Source organism: Streptomyces sp. NPDC006687 (assembly GCF_040636215.1).
GTDB lineage: Bacteria > Actinomycetota > Actinomycetes > Streptomycetales > Streptomycetaceae > Streptomyces.
The window spans coordinates 142077-157402 of the sequence record NZ_JBEYJJ010000011.1 but is presented as its reverse complement, the minus strand read 5'-3'; the positions used below and the strand labels follow the sequence as shown (position 1 = coordinate 157402).

Sequence of the window (15326 nt, the reverse complement as noted above, 5' to 3'; positions counted from 1 at the left end):
CTGGTCCGGGGCGGAGGCGGGGCGGGCGCCCGGGGCGGAGCCCCGGTGCGCCTCGCCGGTGCCGCTGGAGGGGGTCACGCCGGGTCACCCTCGCGCATGGGGATACGGACGCCGCGCTCGTCGGCGACGGACTCGGCGATGTCGTATCCGGCGTCCACGTGACGGATGACGCCCATGCCGGGGTCGTTCGTCAGGACGCGGCGGATCTTCTCGCCGGCCAGCGGGGTGCCGTCGGCGACCGTGACCTGGCCCGCGTGGATGGAGCGGCCCATGCCGACGCCGCCGCCGTGGTGCAGGGAGACCCAGGAGGCGCCGGAGGCGACGTTGACCATGGCGTTGAGCAGCGGCCAGTCGGCGATCGCGTCGGAGCCGTCGAGCATGGCCTCGGTCTCGCGGTACGGGGAGGCCACCGAGCCGCAGTCGAGGTGGTCGCGGCCGATGGCCAGCGGGGCGGCCAGCTCGCCGGAGGCGACCATGTCGTTGAAGCGCTCGCCGGCCTTGTCTCGCTCGCCGTAGCCGAGCCAGCAGATGCGGGCGGGCAGGCCCTGGAAGTGGACGCGCTCGCCGGCCATCTTGATCCAGCGGGCCAGGGACTCGTTCTCCGGGAAGAGGTCGAGCATGGCCTTGTCGGTCTTGGCGATGTCGGACGCCTCGCCGGACAGGGCGGCCCAGCGGAAGGGGCCCTTGCCCTCGCAGAAGAGGGGCCGGATGTAGGCGGGGACGAAGCCGGGGAAGGCGAAGGCGCGGTCGTAGCCGGCCAGCTGGGCCTCGCCGCGGATGGAGTTGCCGTAGTCGAAGACCTCGGCGCCGGCGTCCATGAAGCCGACCATGGCCTCGACGTGGCGGGCCATGGACTCGCGGGCGCGGGTGGTGAAGCCGGCCGGGTCCTTGGCGGCGGCGTCGGCCATGTCCTCGAAGGCGATGCCGACGGGCAGGTAGGCCAGCGGGTCGTGGGCGGAGGTCTGGTCCGTGACGATGTCGACCGGAGCGCCCTCGGCGAGCATCTGCGGGAGCAGCTCGGCGGCGTTGCCCAGCAGGCCGATGGAGAGCGGCTTGCGGGCGTCGCGGGCCTCGACGGCCAGCCGGAGGGCGTGGGCGAGGTTGTCGGCCTTGACGTCCAGGTAGCGGTGCTCGATGCGGCGCTCGATGGCGCGCGGGTCGACGTCGATGCAGATCGCGACGCCGTCGTTCATCGTCACCGCGAGCGGCTGGGCGCCGCCCATGCCGCCGAGGCCGGCGGTGAGGGTGATGGTGCCGGCCAGGGTGCCGTTGAACTTCTTCGCGGCGACGGCGGCGAAGGTCTCGTACGTGCCCTGGAGGATGCCCTGGGTGCCGATGTAGATCCAGGAACCGGCCGTCATCTGGCCGTACATGGTCAGGCCCAGCTGCTCCAGGCGGCGGAACTCCTCCCAGTTGGCCCAGTCGCCGACCAGGTTGGAGTTGGCGAGCAGGACGCGCGGGGCCCACTCGTGGGTCTGCATCACGCCGACCGGGCGGCCGGACTGGACCAGCATGGTCTCGTCCTGCTTGAGGGTGCGCAGGGTGCGGACCATCGCGTCGAAGGAGCGCCAGTCACGGGCCGCCTTGCCGGTGCCGCCGTAGACGACGAGCTTGTCGGGGTGCTCGGCGACCTCGGGGTCGAGGTTGTTCTGCAGCATGCGCAGGGCGGCCTCCTGCTGCCATCCCAGGGTGCTGAGCTCGGTGCCTCGCGCGGCCCGTACGGGGCGGGGTCCTGACATGGCGGTGCCTCCTCCGGATGTGGTCTGTCTATTCACATCCTGACGTCTTGAATAGATCCAGTCAACAGCTGCGCGCGGGTCCACCAGATGATGGGATGGCGGACATGGACGCGGACACGGACGCCTTGCGGAACCCGGCCCTGCGCCGCGACCTGGCCGTACGGGCCGCCGTGGAGCAGGGGCTGCTGGACGCGGAGCCGCTGGTCTGCCTGCTGGACACCGCCGGGATCCGTGCCTCCGCCGCCGCCCTGACCAGCGCCTTCGCCGCCGTCACGGCCCCCGGGACGCCCGTCCTGCACGCCTTCGCCGTCAAGGCCGCCCCCCTGGTCCCCGTACTGCGGCTGCTCGACGGGTGCGGCCTGGGCTGCGAGGTGGCCTCCCCCGGCGAACTGGCGCTGGCCCGCGCCGCCGGGATCCCGGCCGGGCGGACGGTGCTGGACTCCCCCGCCAAGACCACCGGCGAACTGCGCGAGGCACTCGCCCTCGGGATCGCCGTCAACGCCGACAGCCACCAGGAGCTGGAGCGGCTCGACGCCCTGCTCGCGGCGGCCCCGTCCCGCTCCCCGCTCGGCCTGCGGATCAACCCCCAGACCGGCGCCGGAGCCATCGACGCCCTCTCCACCGCCACCGCCACCTCGAAGTTCGGCGTCGCCCTGCGCGATCCGGGCGCCCGGGCCGGGCTCGTACGGGCCGTCCTGGACCGTCCCTGGCTCACCCGGCTGCACACCCACTCCGGCTCCCAGGGCCTGCCGCTGCCGCTGATCGCGCGCGGGGTACGCGAGCTGCACGCGCTCGCCGAGGAGATCAACGCCGCCGCCGGACGCCGCCAGATCGACACCCTCGACATCGGCGGGGGCCTGCCGGTGAACTTCGCCTCCGACGAGGAGAGCCCCACGTTCGCCGCGTACGCCGCCGCCCTGCGCGAGGCCGTCCCGGCGCTGTTCGACGGCTCGTACGGGCTGGTCACCGAGTTCGGCCGGGCCCTGCTGGCCAAGCACGGGACGGTGCTCGCGCGCGTCGAGTACACCAAGACCTCCGGCGGCCGCCCCATCGCCGTCACCCACGCCGGGGTCCAGATCGCCACCCGCACCGTCTACGCCCCGGCGGCCTGGCCCCTGCGGGTCCTGCCCTACGACGCCCGCGGCACCCCGAAGACGGGCGCGCCGGTGGCCCAGGACATCGCGGGCCCCGCCTGCTTCGCGGGGGACCTGCTGGCCACCGCCCGGGAGCTGCCCGGGCTGGCCCCGGGCGACCTGATCGCCGTCCCGGACACGGGGGCGTACTTCTTCACCGCCCCCTACGGCTACAACAGCCTGCCGCGCCCCGCCGTCCACGGTTTCACCGCCGCCGCGGCGGGCGGCGTCCGCTTCGCCCTGGCCCGCCCGGCGCAGAGCGCCGCCGAGCTGGTGGCGGAAGCGGGCGGGGCCTTCCGGGACGCGCTGCTCTAGCGGGGGCGGGTCACTCCACGAAGAGCCCGCGCGCCGCGGCCCGGGCGTCGAAGGACTCCAGCCGGGCCTGGGCGTCCGGCAGCGCGTCCGCCATGGCCTCCAGCAGGACCCGGCCCAGCAGCATCGGCGCGCAGGCCGTGTCGAAGGCCAGGCCGGTGCCGACCGGCGCCGGGATCAGCAGGTCGCAGTGGCGGGCGACGGGCGCGAACGCCGAGTCGGCCACCGTCACCGTCGTCAGCCCGGCCTGCCGCGCGTGCTCCAGGGCCTCCACCACCTCGCGCGGATGCCGGGGCAGGGCGAAGCACAGCAGGGCCGAGGCCCCGGCGGAGGCGGCCGCGTCGATCCGGTCGGCGAGCATCGAGCCGCCCTCGTCGAGCAGGCGCACGTCCGGGTGCACCTTGGCGGCGAAGTACGCGAACCCGCGCGCCTGCGAGGACGCCGCCCGCAGCCCGAGCACCGGCAGCGGGGACGACCCGGCGAGCAGCCGGCCCGCCTCCTCCACCGGCGCGGGGTCCGCGAGCATGGCCGCCAGCCGCCGCAGGTTCTCGATCTCCCCCTCGACGGCCTGCTGGTACTCGTTGTACGGCTCCTCGCGCTCCGGCCGCGGCGGCTCGGCCGGAGCCACGTCGCGCAGGTGGCGGCGGAGCGCGGGGTAGCCGTCGAAGCCGAGCGCGACGGCGAACCGGGTGACCGACGGCTGGCTCACCCCGGCCAGCTCGGCCAGTTCCACGCTGGACAGGAAGGGCACGTCCGCCGCGCCGCGCACCATGCAGTGCGCGATCCGCCGCTGGGTCGGCGTCAGCCGGTGCCCCTCGAAGAGCTTCTGCAGCCGGGCGGCCGGGCTGTCGCTCATCGCCGTCCCCTCCGTCCGAGTGGGTTATTCAGTCAGGGTGCACTCTGCATGTGCTTATGCAGGACGGCAAGCCGGAGCCCGGGATACGGGAGGGGCGGAGAGCCGGAGCCCGGCGGGAGGGAGAGGAACGGCGGGGCCGCTGCACCCCCGGGCGGGCCCGGAGGGCGGGACGGCAGCGGCCCCGCCGGGGACACGGGCCGGGTCAGGGCCGTCCGCGTCCTGGGGCGCCGGCACGGTTCCGGGAGCCGCTCCGGAAGGCGTGCAGACGCCGCATGGGGCGCCGGCCGGGGCCCGGTCTCCCGGGCGGGTCCCGCCGACAGGACAACTGTGCCGGTGGCGTGTTAAGCGGGTGCTGCCGTCACATGTCGGGGCCGTACCGTTTGCGCCAAGGGCCGGGAACGGACCCCCGGACCCCGGCGCACGACGGACGGGCCTACTTGGCGGTCTTCGCCAGGAAGGCGAGCAGGTCCTGGCGGCTGACCACACCGGTCGGCTTGCCCTCGACCAGGACGATGGCCGCGTCGGCCTCACCGAGCACGGACATCAGCTCGGACACCGGCTCACCGGAACCCACCTGCGGCAGCGGCGCGCTCATGTGCTTCTCCAGCGGGTCGCCGAGCGAGGCGCGCTGCGCGAACAGCGCGGCCAGCAGCTCCTTCTCCACGACGGAGCCGATGACCTCGGCGGCCATGACGTCCGGGTGGCCGGCGCCCGGCTTGACGATCGGCATCTGCGACACGCCGTACTCGCGCAGGACCTCGATGGCCTGGCCGACGGTCTCCTCGGGGTGCATGTGGACGAGCGAGGGGATGCCGCCCTCCTTGTCCGCGAGGACGGCGCCGATGCGCGCGGCCGGGCCGGCCTCCTCCAGGAAGCCGTGACCGGCCATCCACTCGTCCGAGAAGATCTTGCTGAGGTAGCCGCGGCCGCTGTCGGGCAGCAGGACCACGACCACGTCGTCCGGGCCGAGCCCCTCGGCGGCGCGCAGGGCGGCGACGACGGCCATCCCGCAGGAGCCGCCGACCAGCAGGCCCTCCTCCTTGGCGAGGCGGCGGGTCATCTGGAAGGAGTCCTTGTCGGACACCGCGATGATCTCGTCCGTCACGTTCGGGTCGTAGGCGGTGGGCCAGAAGTCCTCGCCGACACCCTCGACGAGGTACGGGCGGCCGCTGCCGCCGGAGTAGACCGAGCCCTCCGGGTCGGCGCCGATGACCTTGACCTTTCCACCGGACACCTCCTTGAGGTAGTTGCCGGTGCCGGAGATGGTGCCGCCGGTGCCGACGCCCGCCACGAAGTGCGTGATCTTCCCGTCCGTCTGCTCCCACAGCTCGGGACCGGTGGTCTCGTAGTGCGAACGGGGGTTGTTCGGGTTGCTGTACTGGTCCGGCTTCCAGGCGCCCGGGGTCTCCCGGACGAGGCGGTCGGAGACGTTGTAGTACGAGTCCGGGTGCTCGGGGTCGACGGCGGTCGGGCAGACCACGACCTCGGCGCCGTACGCGCGCAGCACGTTGATCTTGTCGAGGGAGACCTTGTCAGGGCAGACGAAGATGCACTTGTAGCCCTTCTGCTGGGCCACGATCGCCAGTCCGACGCCCGTGTTGCCGCTGGTCGGCTCCACGATGGTGCCGCCCGGCTTGAGGGCACCGCTCTGCTCGGCGGCCTCGATCATCCGGACGGCGATCCGGTCCTTCACGGAGCCACCGGGGTTGAAGTACTCGACCTTGGCAAGCACGGTGGCCTGCAGGCCGTCGGTCACGCGGTTGAGCTTCACCAGCGGGGTGTTGCCGACGAGGCTGATCATCGAGTCGTGGAATTGCACCATGTTCTCCAAGAAGGGGACTCCACGGGTTCTCCGGGAGGTCCGGCCAGAGTAAGCGGAAAGGGATTGGCCGACCGGCCGTACGGGGCAGGAAGGTCAACACGAAGAGGAGGTGGCCTCAGAGGTGTCCAGGGCGAGAACGGCCCGCCGGATCGCGGCGGGGGCAGCGTACGGCGGGGGCGGACTCGGGCTGGTCGGGGTGGCCGCGGTGGGGCTGGTGCTGGCGGAGGTGCAGTTCGCCAAGCGGACGGTGGGGACGGGCCTGCCGGATCCGCCGCGCGCGGACGGCCTCTACGGGAGCGAGTTCGGCGGGCCGGAGCTGAGCCCGGGGCCGCTGCGGATGGCGATGCTGGGCGACTCGACGGCGGCCGGTCTGGGCGTGCACCGGGCCCGCCAGACGCCCGGGGCGCTGCTGGCGTCGGGGCTGGCGTCGGTGGCGGAGCGGCCGGTGATCCTGCGGAACGTGGCGCTGTCGGGGGCGAGGTCGGACGACCTGGACCGCCAGGTGTCGCTGCTGCTGGACGGCGACGCCCCGGCGCCGGACGTCTCCGTGATCATCATCGGGGCCAATGACGTGACCCGGCGGATGCCGCTGACCCAGTCCGTACGGCTGCTGACGTCCGCCGTACGCCGGCTGCGGCTGGCCGGGTCGGAGGTGGTGGTCGGCACCTGCCCCGACCTGGGCACGATCGAGCCGGTGTACCAGCCGCTGCGGTGGATGGCGCGGCGGGTGTCGCGGCAGCTGGCGGCCGCGCAGACGGTCGGCGTGGTCCCGCTGGGGGCGCGGACCATCTCGATGGGCGACATGCTGGGGCCGGAGTTCGCGGCGAACCCCCGGGAGATGTTCGGCCCGGACTCCTACCACCCCTCGGCGGAGGGCTACGCGACGGCGGCGATGGCCGTCCTGCCGACGCTGTGCGCGAGCCTGGGGGTATGGCCGGAGTCGGACCGTCTGGACGTCTCCCGCAACGAGGACATGCTGCCGGTGGCGCAGGCGGCGTCCGCGGCGGCGGGCGAACCGGGCACGGAGGTCACCGCGGCCCGCGGGCCCTGGGCCCTGCTCAAGCACCGCCGCCGCCGGCGCCTGCCGTCGGACGCCGTACCGGAACCGGCGGAGCCGTCGAGGCCCTGAGGGAGACCGCCCCGGCCTGCGCGGAAGACGCCCGGAGCGACGGGCATCACACCACCGCCACGGTGACCTCGACCGTACGGGGCGGTAACTTCGCTTGCGGTCCCGCAACGACGCACGCACACCCCTTGGAGTCCCGATGCCCGAAGCCGTCATCGTTTCCACCGCCCGCTCCCCCATCGGGCGCGCCGGCAAGGGGTCCCTCAAGGACGTCCGGCCGGACGACCTGACCGCCACGATCATCCAGGCGGCCCTCGCCAAGATCCCCGAGCTGGACCCGCGCCAGATCGACGACCTGATGCTCGGCTGCGGTCTGCCCGGCGGGGAGCAGGGGCACAACCTGGCCCGTATCGTCGCGGTGCAGATGGGCATGGACTACCTGCCCGGCACCACGATCACCCGTTACTGCTCCTCCTCCCTCCAGACCTCCCGCATGGCGCTGCACGCCATCAAGGCGGGCGAGGGCGACGTCTTCATCTCCGCCGGTGTCGAGACGGTGTCCCGGTTCGTCAACGGCTCCTCCGACGGCATGCCCGGCACCCACAACCCGCTCTTCGCCGAGGCCGAGGCCCGTACGGCCGCCGTCGCCCAGAGCGAGGGCAGCGACTGGCACGACCCCCGCGAGGACGGTCTGGTCCCCGACGCCTACATCGCCATGGGGCAGACCGCCGAGAACCTGGCCCGCCTCAAGGGCGTGACCCGCCGGGACATGGACGAGTTCGGCGTGCGCTCGCAGAACCTCGCCGAGGAAGCCATCAAGAACGGCTTCTGGGCCCGCGAGATCACCCCGGTCACCACCCCGGACGGCACGGTCGTCAGCAAGGACGACGGCCCGCGCGCCGGCGTCACCCTGGAGGGCGTGGAGGGCCTCAAGCCCGTCTTCCGCCCCGACGGCCTGGTCACCGCCGCCAACTGCTGCCCGCTGAACGACGGCGCCGCCGCGCTGGTCATCATGAGCGACACCAAGGCGCGCGAGCTGGGCCTGACCCCGCTGGCCCGGATCGTGTCCACCGGTGTGACCGCCCTCTCCCCCGAGATCATGGGCCTGGGTCCGGTCGAGGCGTCGAAGCAGGCGCTGAAGCGGGCCGGGCTGACCGTCGGCGACATCGACCTGTTCGAGATCAACGAGGCGTTCGCCGCCCAGGTCATCCCCTCCTACCGGGATCTGGAGATCCCCCTGGAGAAGCTGAACGTCAACGGCGGCGCCATCGCCGTCGGTCACCCGTTCGGGATGACCGGTGCCCGTATCACCGGCACGCTGATCAACAGCCTCCAGTTCCACGACAAGCAGTTCGGCCTGGAGACCATGTGCGTCGGCGGCGGCCAGGGCATGGCCATGGTGATCGAGCGGCTGAGCTGAGCCGGAGCGGAGGGTAGGGGCGCCCCGAGGAACGAGGGGCGCACCTGCCCGCAGCGGTGGCGAAGCCCAGCGCGACCAAAGGATCGAACGCCTGAGCTGAGCCGTGCGGATGGGCTGAGACCCACGCCACAACGCGCAGAGTGAGGGGTCCGGCACCGCTCCAGCCGGGCCCCCAGCCCCCGCAAGGAATCCTCCAGGTCCGTACGGTGTACTGACACCAGGTCCAATCCGGTCGCGGCCGACCTGTGACCGAATCGCCCCCAGGATGTGACCTTTGTCCTGGGGGATCGGCATATGCGCAGGTCAGGCGACATCCCCCCGGGGGCTCAAGGACGAAAGACCTGTCCAATTCATGACGTAATGCACTGCACGCCATTCCCAGCACAGGACAAGCTGATGTAGGAAGTCGGGGGATCGAATCAACCAGGAGTTAGTCAGTGAGCGCCATGTCTCTTGCCCTGCTGCTGACCACGGCCGCTGCCACGGCCGTGGGCGCTGCTGCGCTGCACGCCGTCCACGGCCTGCGCAAGCAGGTCACGGCCCTGCGTGATGAGCTCGCCGTGCCGGCCCACGCCCGCGGCGCGAGCGTCCCGCACGCCCGCAGCGCCGTGGAGTCCCCCGCCGCCGAGATACGAGCCGCCGTGGCGGCCGCCCTCGCCGAGGAGCGCGAGCGCGAGCTGGCCGAAGCGCGGGCCTTCTGGGCCGCGCAGGAGGCCCGCGACGCCGCCGACGCTTCCCCTCGCTTCGCGGGGGAGGCCCCTACATCCCTGCTGAGCGGGCTGCCCGGGCTCGGCGAGGAGGGCCCGGTCTTCCTGCCCCGGCAGGCGGACCTGGTCGGCCTGGAGCCGGTCCTGGGCGACGACCTCGCCGACGAGTTCCCGGAGGACTCGGCCGAGCTGGCCGCGGCCCGCCGGCGCCACCCCTCGCACCCGGACTTCGTCCCGGTGCAGTCGCACCCCGGCGCCGACCACGAGCGGACCGTCAGCCGCCTGGAGGAGCTCGCGGAGGCCCGTACGGCCCTCGCGGACGTCCGTCCGGGCCCCCTGGGCACCCTCGACGTATACGTGTTCACGGACGGCACCACGCTGTGCATGACCCCGGGCCACCGGGAGACCGCCGAGCGCCTCGCCGACGCTCTGCGCTCCGGCACGGCCCCGGTCCTGCTGGGCGGCTCGGGGATCTCCGGCGCCTACGCGCTGACCTTCTCGTGCGGTGACGCCGAGGACCCCGACAGCAACGTCTACATCCTCGCGGACCGGGTCATCGCATCGCTCTGATCTCCGCCTGCTCCACCAGCGCCACGGCCTCGTCCAGCACCCGGGACGGGGCCTTCGCGCTGTCAGGGCCCTCGCCGTCCGCCGCGCGCAGGGCCTCGGCCAGGTCCAGCCCGGCCACCGCCAGCTGGTCCCCGACGACGAAGACCCCCTCATCGGGCATCACGCGCGCCGGAGCCGCCCCCGAGGGGTCCTCCAGGGCCTGCGCCCGTACGGCCAGCTCACGGGCCAGCTCCAGGGCCTCGGCGGCGGCTCCCCGCCGCAGCCGGCTCTGCGGGGCGGCCCGCAGCCGGTCGGCGAAACGTTCCACGGCGGCGGTCAGGGGCGAGGTATCGAGCACGCGGCCGACCTTACGCGCCGCCCGGGCACCATTGCCAACGGGCGAACTCTCCGGCACGGTGCAGTGAAGGGAACACGGCGATACCCCCGGAGGCGCCCATGTCCGTTGAGTTCTCCGAACAGACCCACCGCAACATGATCGACAGAATTCCCCAGACCACCGGTCGTGAGATCTCCGACTGGCTCCGCACCGTCGACGAGGGCCCGTCCCTCCTCCGGTTCGAGGAGAAGGTCAGCTGGCTGCTCGGCGCGCACGACCTGTCGTACGGCCAGGCGAAGGCGATCGTCCACGAGTACGGGCTGCGCAGAGCGGCCCGCCGGTTCGGCTGAGCGCGGGACGAGATGCGGGAAGGCCCCGCGAGCATCGCTCGCGGGGCCTTCCCCAGGTCACTGCGGTATGACTAGTCGTCGCCGGAGAGGATCTGGAACAGGCGCAGCAGCTCCAGGTAGATCCACACCAGGGTCATGGTGAGGCCGAAGGCCGCCAGCCACGCCTCCTCGCGGGGGGCGCCGTAGGTGACGCCGTCCTCGACCTGCTTGAAGTCCATGGCGAGGAAGCAAGCACCCAGGACCACGCCGACGATGCCGAAGACGATGCCCAGCGGGCCGCTGCGGAAGCCGAGGCCGTCGCCACCGCCGAAGAGGCTGAACAGCGCGTTGGCCAGCATCAGCAGGACGAAGCCGAGGGCCGCGGCCATCACGAAGCCGGTGAAGCGCCGCGTGACGCGGATCCAGCGCATCTTGTACGCCACCAGCACGGCGGCGAAGACGCACATCGTGCCGAGCACGGCCTGGATGACCACGCCCGGGCTCATGTAGTAGCTGGTCGCCGCGGAGATGACGCCGAGGAAGAAGCCCTCGAAGGCCGCGTAGGCCAGGATGATCCCCGGGGAGGGCTTGCGCTTGAAGGTCTGGACCATCGCCAGGACGAAGGCGACGATGGCCGCGCCGATGGCGATGCCGTAGGACTTGTTCAGGTTCGCCGGGTCGACGGGCAGGGCCAGCCAGGCGATCGTGGCGGTGACGACCAGGGCGCCGAGCGTCATGGCCGTACGGCTCACGACGTCGTCGATGGTCATCACACTGCCGCGGGCCGGCGCGGCCGGCATCCCCGTGGTCGGGTCGATGGCGTAAGGATTCGTCGCGTACGGGTTGGTCGCGGTCCCGGCCTGCGCGTGCTGCGCGTCGAAGCCCGCGTAGCCGCCGTTGTCACGGCTGAACCCCCGTCGCGAGAAGACCGGGTTACTGCTCCTCATCTCACTCCTCCATGGCCACAGGGCGCGGCCTCGCGTCAAGGGTAATGCGTTCGCAAAAAAAGCACCCTACTGCTGGAGGAGGATCTTGGGAAGGCGCGGCGCGTGTGAGTGCCCGGAGCCGGACTTGAACCGGCACGGCCCGAGGGCCAGCGAGGTTTAAGCTCGCCGTGTCTGCATTCCACCATCCGGGCAGGGCGCAGCGGGCCCCGTGGTAAAGCCTTGAACGCTGCGGTGAGCCTATCCGGAACACCTGGGCCGCCAGGGGCCCGTCTATCCGATGTTGTCTGATTTTATTGGCGATTGAGTGGGCGTCAGAACCGATAAGTCACGGTCGGCAGCGCTCAGGGTCATGCCGGGCCCCGCCGCGCAAATGACGTGATTTCGCTGCCCCCGCGCCACCCCGGGCCACCCCCCGCGTGCCGGCCCCGCCCCGCGACCGCCCCGCACCCGGCCCGCGCCCGCCCCGCGTGCCCCGTGCCGGTCCCCGGGTGGTCCCGGGGACCGGCGTCATACCAGAGGAGGAGACGACCGCCGCTGCGGTCAGACTCCGGTGGGCCGTCGAACGGGCACCGCGGCTGATCCCCCGGGGGTAAGGCCGCTGTGAGGATGGAAGGGTCCCGCCACCGCGCAGCACCACCGCTCGACAGGAGTCCCCCGTGACCGCCATGAACTACGCCCCCCAGCACACCGCCCAGACCGTGGCCGCCCGCGCCACGCAGCTGTCCAAGGTGTACGGCCAGGGCGAGACGCAGGTGGTCGCGCTGGACAACGTCTCCGTGGACTTCGGCCGCGGCCAGTTCACCGCGATCATGGGCCCCTCGGGCTCCGGCAAGTCGACGCTGATGCACTGCGTCGCGGGCCTGGACACCTTCTCCAGCGGATCGGTGCGCATCGGCGACACCGAGCTCGGCTCCCTCAAGGACAAGCAGCTCACCCAGCTGCGCCGCGACAAGATCGGCTTCATCTTCCAGGCGTTCAACCTGCTGCCGACCCTGACCGCCCTGGAGAACATCACGCTCCCCATGGACATCGCCGGCCGCAAGCCCGACCGGCAGTGGCTGGACACCGTCGTGAACATGGTCGGCCTCTCCGGCCGCCTCTCCCACCGCCCCACGCAGCTCTCCGGCGGCCAGCAGCAGCGCGTGGCCGTGGCCCGCGCCCTCGCCGCCCGGCCCGAGATCATCTTCGGCGACGAGCCCACCGGCAACCTCGACTCCCGCTCCGGCGCCGAGGTCCTCGGCTTCCTGCGCAACTCGGTGCGCGAGCACGGCCAGACCGTCGTCATGGTCACCCACGACGCCGTCGCCGCCTCCTACGCGGACCGGGTCATCTTCCTCGCCGACGGCCGCATCGTCGACGAGATGTACGCGCCCACCGCGGACGGCGTCCTCGACCGGATGAAGGCGTTCGACGCCAAGGGCCGCACCAGCTGACCGGTCGCCCGCTCGCGGACCACCGAAGCCACGCACCGACCTCCAGCTTCCAGCCCAGGACTGATAACCCCATGTTCCGTACCGCCCTGCGCAACGTCCTCGCGCACAAGGCCCGGCTGCTGATGACGGTCCTCGCCGTCACCCTCGGCGTCGCCTTCGTCTCCGGCACCCTCGTCTTCACCGACACCCTCGGCAAGGCCCTCTCCGGCCAGTCCGCCAAGAGCTACGACGGCATAGCCGTCTCCGTCACCTCCACGGGCCCCTCCCGCGACGAGGACGGCACCAAGAAGGGCGAGCCCGGCATCAGCCAGCAGACCCTGGAGAAGGTCAAGGCCGTCAAGGGCGTCGACAGCGTCTCCGGCCGCGTCTCGGGCTTCGCCGGCGTCGGCGACGAGAACGGCAAGCTGATCGGCTCCGGCTGGGCCAACAAGGGCTCCAACTTCGTCCCCGCCAAGGACGGCAAGGACCCCCGCTACACCTTCACCGACGGCGCCGGACCGGCCAAGGACGACCAGATCGCCCTCGACAAGGCGTCCGCGGCGAAGGGCGGCTACAAGACCGGCGACAAGGTCCGCGTCGCCACCAACGGCCCCGTCCGCGAGTTCACCCTCGCCGGCGTCTTCACCACCGAGGACGGCGCCGTCAACGCCGGCGGCAGCCTGGTCCTCTTCGACACCAAGGTCGCCCAGGGCCTCTACCTCCAGCCCGGCTACTACGACGAGCTCGCCGTCGCCGCCACCGCCGGCACCTCCGCCGACCAGCTGCTCGCCGACGTCAAGCCGCTGCTCGACGACAAGCACACCACCGCCCGCACCGGCAAGGAACTCGCCGCCCAGCAGGCCAAGGACATCGAGAAGCAGATGAGCAGCTTCAGCACCATGCTGCTCGCCTTCGCCGGCATCTCCCTCTTCGTCGGCGTCTTCCTGATCTACAACACCTTCACCATGCTGGTCGCCCAGCGCACCAGGGAACTGGCCCTGCTGCGCGCCGTCGGCGCCAAGCGCGGCCAGGTCATCCGCTCGGTGCTCGCCGAGGCCCTGGTCATCGGCGCCACCTCCGCCGCGATCGGCCTGGCCGCCGGCGTCGGCCTGGCGGTCGGGATGCGCTCCCTGATGGACTCCCTCGACGCGAAGATCCCCGACGGGGACCTCGTCATCGCCCCGGGCACGGTCGTCGCCGCCCTGGTCATCGGCGTCGTCGTCACCACCCTCGCCGCGCTGGTTCCGGCCTGGCGCACCGGGCGGATCGCCCCCGTCGCCGCCATGGGCAGCGCCCACCTGCCGGCCAGCGCCAAGTCCCTGGTCCTGCGCAACGTCCTCGGCACGCTCGTCAGCCTCGCCGGCATCGGCGTCGTCTTCCTCGGCGTGTCCATGGGCGGCGACGGCCGTATGGTCATCGGCGCCGGCGCCGCCCTGATGCTCATCGGCATGATCGTGCTGCTGCCGCTGCTGTCCCGGCCGGTCATCGGGGCCGTCCGGCCGCTGCTGCAGAAGGTGTTCGGCGTCCCCGGCAAGCTCGCCGCGCAGAACGCCGTCCGCAACCCGCGCCGCACCGCCGTCACCGCGGCCTCCCTGGCCATCGGCCTGACCCTGGTCACCACCCTGTCGGTGCTCGGCATCACCATGGGCGCCGCCGTGGACCGGATGAGCACCGACAAGCTGAAGGCCGACTACAAGGTCTCCATGGCCGGCGGCATCGGCGGCCTGGACAAGTCCGTGGCCGAGACCCTGGCCAAGGCCCCCGGCATCAAGGCGGTCTCCCCGCAGGCCGACGGCTACGTCAAGATCGGTGACAGCTACCGCTCCGTCTCCGGCGTCAACCCCGCCGCCATCGGCGAGCTCCTCCGCATCGACGTCACGGCCGGCTCCCTGACCGCCCTCGGCAAGGGCGAGACCGCCGTGGCCGAGAGCACCGCGAAGAAGCAGCACCTCAGCGTCGGCTCCACCCTCCAGGTGCAGTTCGAGGACGGGAGCAAGGGCGCCCTCAAGGTCGGCGCCGTCTACAAGGACCTGGAGGGGCTGCTGTCCCCCTACGTCCTGGACAACGCCATCCTCAGCTCCCACTCCGACCAGCAGTACGTCCGCGAGGTCTACGTCAACGCCACCGCCGGCGGCTCCAAGGCCGGGCAGCAGGCCGTCATCGACGCCCTCGGCAAGAACCCGGCGATGACCGTCGCCACCCAGCAGGACATGCGCAACGAGATGGGCGGCGTCATCAACATGATGCTGAACATCATGTACGGCCTGCTCGGCATGGCGCTGATCATCTCGGTGCTCGGCGTGGTCAACACCCTGGCCATGTCCGTCTTCGAGCGGACCCAGGAGATCGGCATGCTGCGGGCGATCGGCCTCGACCGGGCGCGGGTCAAGAACATGATCCGGCTGGAGTCCGTGGTGATCTCGCTGTTCGGCGCGGTCCTCGGCATGGGCATCGGCCTCTTCCTGGCCTGGGCCGTGGGCACGACCCTCGCCAAGGCGGTGCCGGACTACGAGCTGATCGTCCCGTACGGCCGGCTCGGCGTCTTCCTCCTGCTGGCCGCCGTCGTCGGTGTGCTCGCCGCCATGTGGCCGGCCCGCAGCGCCGCCCGGCTGAACATGCTGACCGCGATCAAGACCGAGTAGGGCAGCGGGCGGCACACGCGAAGGGTCCCGGGGCGACACGCCCCGGGACCCTTCG

General features: G+C 72.2%; 12 protein-coding genes and 1 tRNA gene. 7 read left to right on the top strand and 6 right to left on the bottom strand.

What is annotated here, in order from left to right; all coding sequences use genetic code 11:
- Nucleotides 1-74: 74 nt before the first annotated feature.
- Nucleotides 75-1739, bottom strand: a complete 1665-nt coding sequence (hutU, locus tag ABZ716_RS16560; protein WP_358811236.1) for a urocanate hydratase — start codon at nucleotides 1737-1739, stop codon at nucleotides 75-77.
- Nucleotides 1740-1843: 104 nt separating this feature from the next.
- Between hutU and ABZ716_RS16555 the strand changes: the two genes are divergently transcribed.
- Nucleotides 1844-3187 carry a diaminopimelate decarboxylase gene (locus ABZ716_RS16555; RefSeq protein ID WP_358959608.1) on the top strand — a complete coding sequence of 448 codons (1344 nt, stop codon included), beginning with the start codon at nucleotides 1844-1846 and terminating at the stop codon, nucleotides 3185-3187.
- Nucleotides 3188-3197: 10 nt separating this feature from the next.
- On the opposite strand, the gene ABZ716_RS16550 is transcribed toward ABZ716_RS16555, so the two are convergent.
- Together ABZ716_RS16550 and ABZ716_RS16545 are read right to left on the bottom strand one after the other, a co-directional pair.
- Nucleotides 3198-4040 (bottom strand): MurR/RpiR family transcriptional regulator, encoded by an 843-nt coding sequence (locus ABZ716_RS16550; RefSeq protein WP_358811238.1) that lies wholly within the window; start codon nucleotides 4038-4040, stop codon nucleotides 3198-3200.
- 433 nt (nucleotides 4041-4473) lie between these two features.
- The gene (locus tag ABZ716_RS16545; RefSeq protein ID WP_351889399.1) at nucleotides 4474-5859 is read right to left on the bottom strand and encodes a cystathionine beta-synthase; all 1386 of its coding nucleotides are present in this window, start codon (nucleotides 5857-5859) and stop codon (nucleotides 4474-4476) included.
- A gap of 124 nt (nucleotides 5860-5983) precedes the next feature.
- On the opposite strand from ABZ716_RS16545, the gene ABZ716_RS16540 reads away from it, so the two are divergent.
- The 3 genes from ABZ716_RS16540 to ABZ716_RS16530 all read left to right on the top strand — a co-directional run bounded on the left by ABZ716_RS16540 (nucleotide 5984) and on the right by ABZ716_RS16530 (nucleotide 9625).
- Nucleotides 5984-6991, top strand: a complete 1008-nt coding sequence (locus ABZ716_RS16540) for an SGNH/GDSL hydrolase family protein (RefSeq protein ID WP_351889285.1) — start codon at nucleotides 5984-5986, stop codon at nucleotides 6989-6991.
- 136 nt (nucleotides 6992-7127) lie between these two features.
- On the top strand, nucleotides 7128-8348 hold the full coding sequence (locus tag ABZ716_RS16535; protein WP_358959606.1) for an acetyl-CoA C-acetyltransferase: 1221 nt from the start codon (nucleotides 7128-7130) through the stop codon (nucleotides 8346-8348).
- Between the two features lie 446 nt (nucleotides 8349-8794).
- Nucleotides 8795-9625: a hypothetical protein gene (locus ABZ716_RS16530; RefSeq protein ID WP_358811393.1), complete on the top strand. Its 831-nt coding sequence runs from the start codon at nucleotides 8795-8797 to the stop codon at nucleotides 9623-9625.
- Here ABZ716_RS16530 and ABZ716_RS16525 read toward each other — a convergent pair.
- Nucleotides 9609-9962: a hypothetical protein gene (locus ABZ716_RS16525; protein ID WP_358959603.1), complete on the bottom strand. Its 354-nt coding sequence runs from the start codon at nucleotides 9960-9962 to the stop codon at nucleotides 9609-9611. The genes ABZ716_RS16530 and ABZ716_RS16525 overlap by 17 nt on opposite strands.
- Nucleotides 9963-10060: 98 nt before the next feature.
- Between ABZ716_RS16525 and ABZ716_RS16520 the strand changes: the two genes are divergently transcribed.
- Entirely contained in the window at nucleotides 10061-10291 is a 231-nt protein-coding gene (locus tag ABZ716_RS16520) for a DUF4287 domain-containing protein (RefSeq protein WP_351889278.1), read from the top strand.
- A gap of 71 nt (nucleotides 10292-10362) precedes the next feature.
- Here ABZ716_RS16520 and ABZ716_RS16515 read toward each other — a convergent pair whose 3' ends face one another.
- Nucleotides 10363-11217: a Bax inhibitor-1/YccA family protein gene (locus ABZ716_RS16515; protein ID WP_358811241.1), complete on the bottom strand. Its 855-nt coding sequence runs from the start codon at nucleotides 11215-11217 to the stop codon at nucleotides 10363-10365.
- A gap of 109 nt (nucleotides 11218-11326) precedes the next feature.
- Nucleotides 11327-11408: transfer RNA gene (locus tag ABZ716_RS16510), tRNA-Leu, on the bottom strand.
- A gap of 474 nt (nucleotides 11409-11882) precedes the next feature.
- Here ABZ716_RS16510 and ABZ716_RS16505 point away from each other — a divergent pair.
- Both ABZ716_RS16505 and ABZ716_RS16500 read left to right on the top strand, forming a co-directional pair.
- Nucleotides 11883-12650, top strand: coding sequence for an ABC transporter ATP-binding protein (locus tag ABZ716_RS16505; protein ID WP_358811394.1), 768 nt, complete (start codon nucleotides 11883-11885; stop codon nucleotides 12648-12650).
- A 71-nt stretch (nucleotides 12651-12721) separates the two neighbouring features.
- Nucleotides 12722-15271 (top strand): ABC transporter permease, encoded by a 2550-nt coding sequence (locus tag ABZ716_RS16500; RefSeq protein WP_358959599.1) that lies wholly within the window; start codon nucleotides 12722-12724, stop codon nucleotides 15269-15271.
- The last annotated feature ends 55 nt before the right edge of the window (nucleotides 15272-15326 follow it).

What these genes read in the sequence shown, in the direction of transcription:
- hutU (WP_358811236.1), bottom strand. Translation starts at nt 1,739, where the DNA reads ATGTCAGGACCCCGCCCCGTACGGGCCGCGCGAGGCACCGAGCTCAGC.
- ABZ716_RS16555 (WP_358959608.1), top strand. Translation starts at nt 1,844, where the DNA reads ATGGACGCGGACACGGACGCCTTGCGGAACCCGGCCCTGCGCCGCGAC.
- ABZ716_RS16550 (WP_358811238.1), bottom strand. Translation starts at nt 4,040, where the DNA reads ATGAGCGACAGCCCGGCCGCCCGGCTGCAGAAGCTCTTCGAGGGGCAC.
- ABZ716_RS16535 (WP_358959606.1), top strand. Translation starts at nt 7,128, where the DNA reads ATGCCCGAAGCCGTCATCGTTTCCACCGCCCGCTCCCCCATCGGGCGC.
- ABZ716_RS16530 (WP_358811393.1), top strand. Translation starts at nt 8,795, where the DNA reads ATGTCTCTTGCCCTGCTGCTGACCACGGCCGCTGCCACGGCCGTGGGC.
- ABZ716_RS16520 (WP_351889278.1), top strand. Translation starts at nt 10,061, where the DNA reads ATGTCCGTTGAGTTCTCCGAACAGACCCACCGCAACATGATCGACAGA.
- ABZ716_RS16515 (WP_358811241.1), bottom strand. Translation starts at nt 11,217, where the DNA reads ATGAGGAGCAGTAACCCGGTCTTCTCGCGACGGGGGTTCAGCCGTGAC.
- ABZ716_RS16505 (WP_358811394.1), top strand. Translation starts at nt 11,883, where the DNA reads ATGAACTACGCCCCCCAGCACACCGCCCAGACCGTGGCCGCCCGCGCC.
- ABZ716_RS16500 (WP_358959599.1), top strand. Translation starts at nt 12,722, where the DNA reads ATGTTCCGTACCGCCCTGCGCAACGTCCTCGCGCACAAGGCCCGGCTG.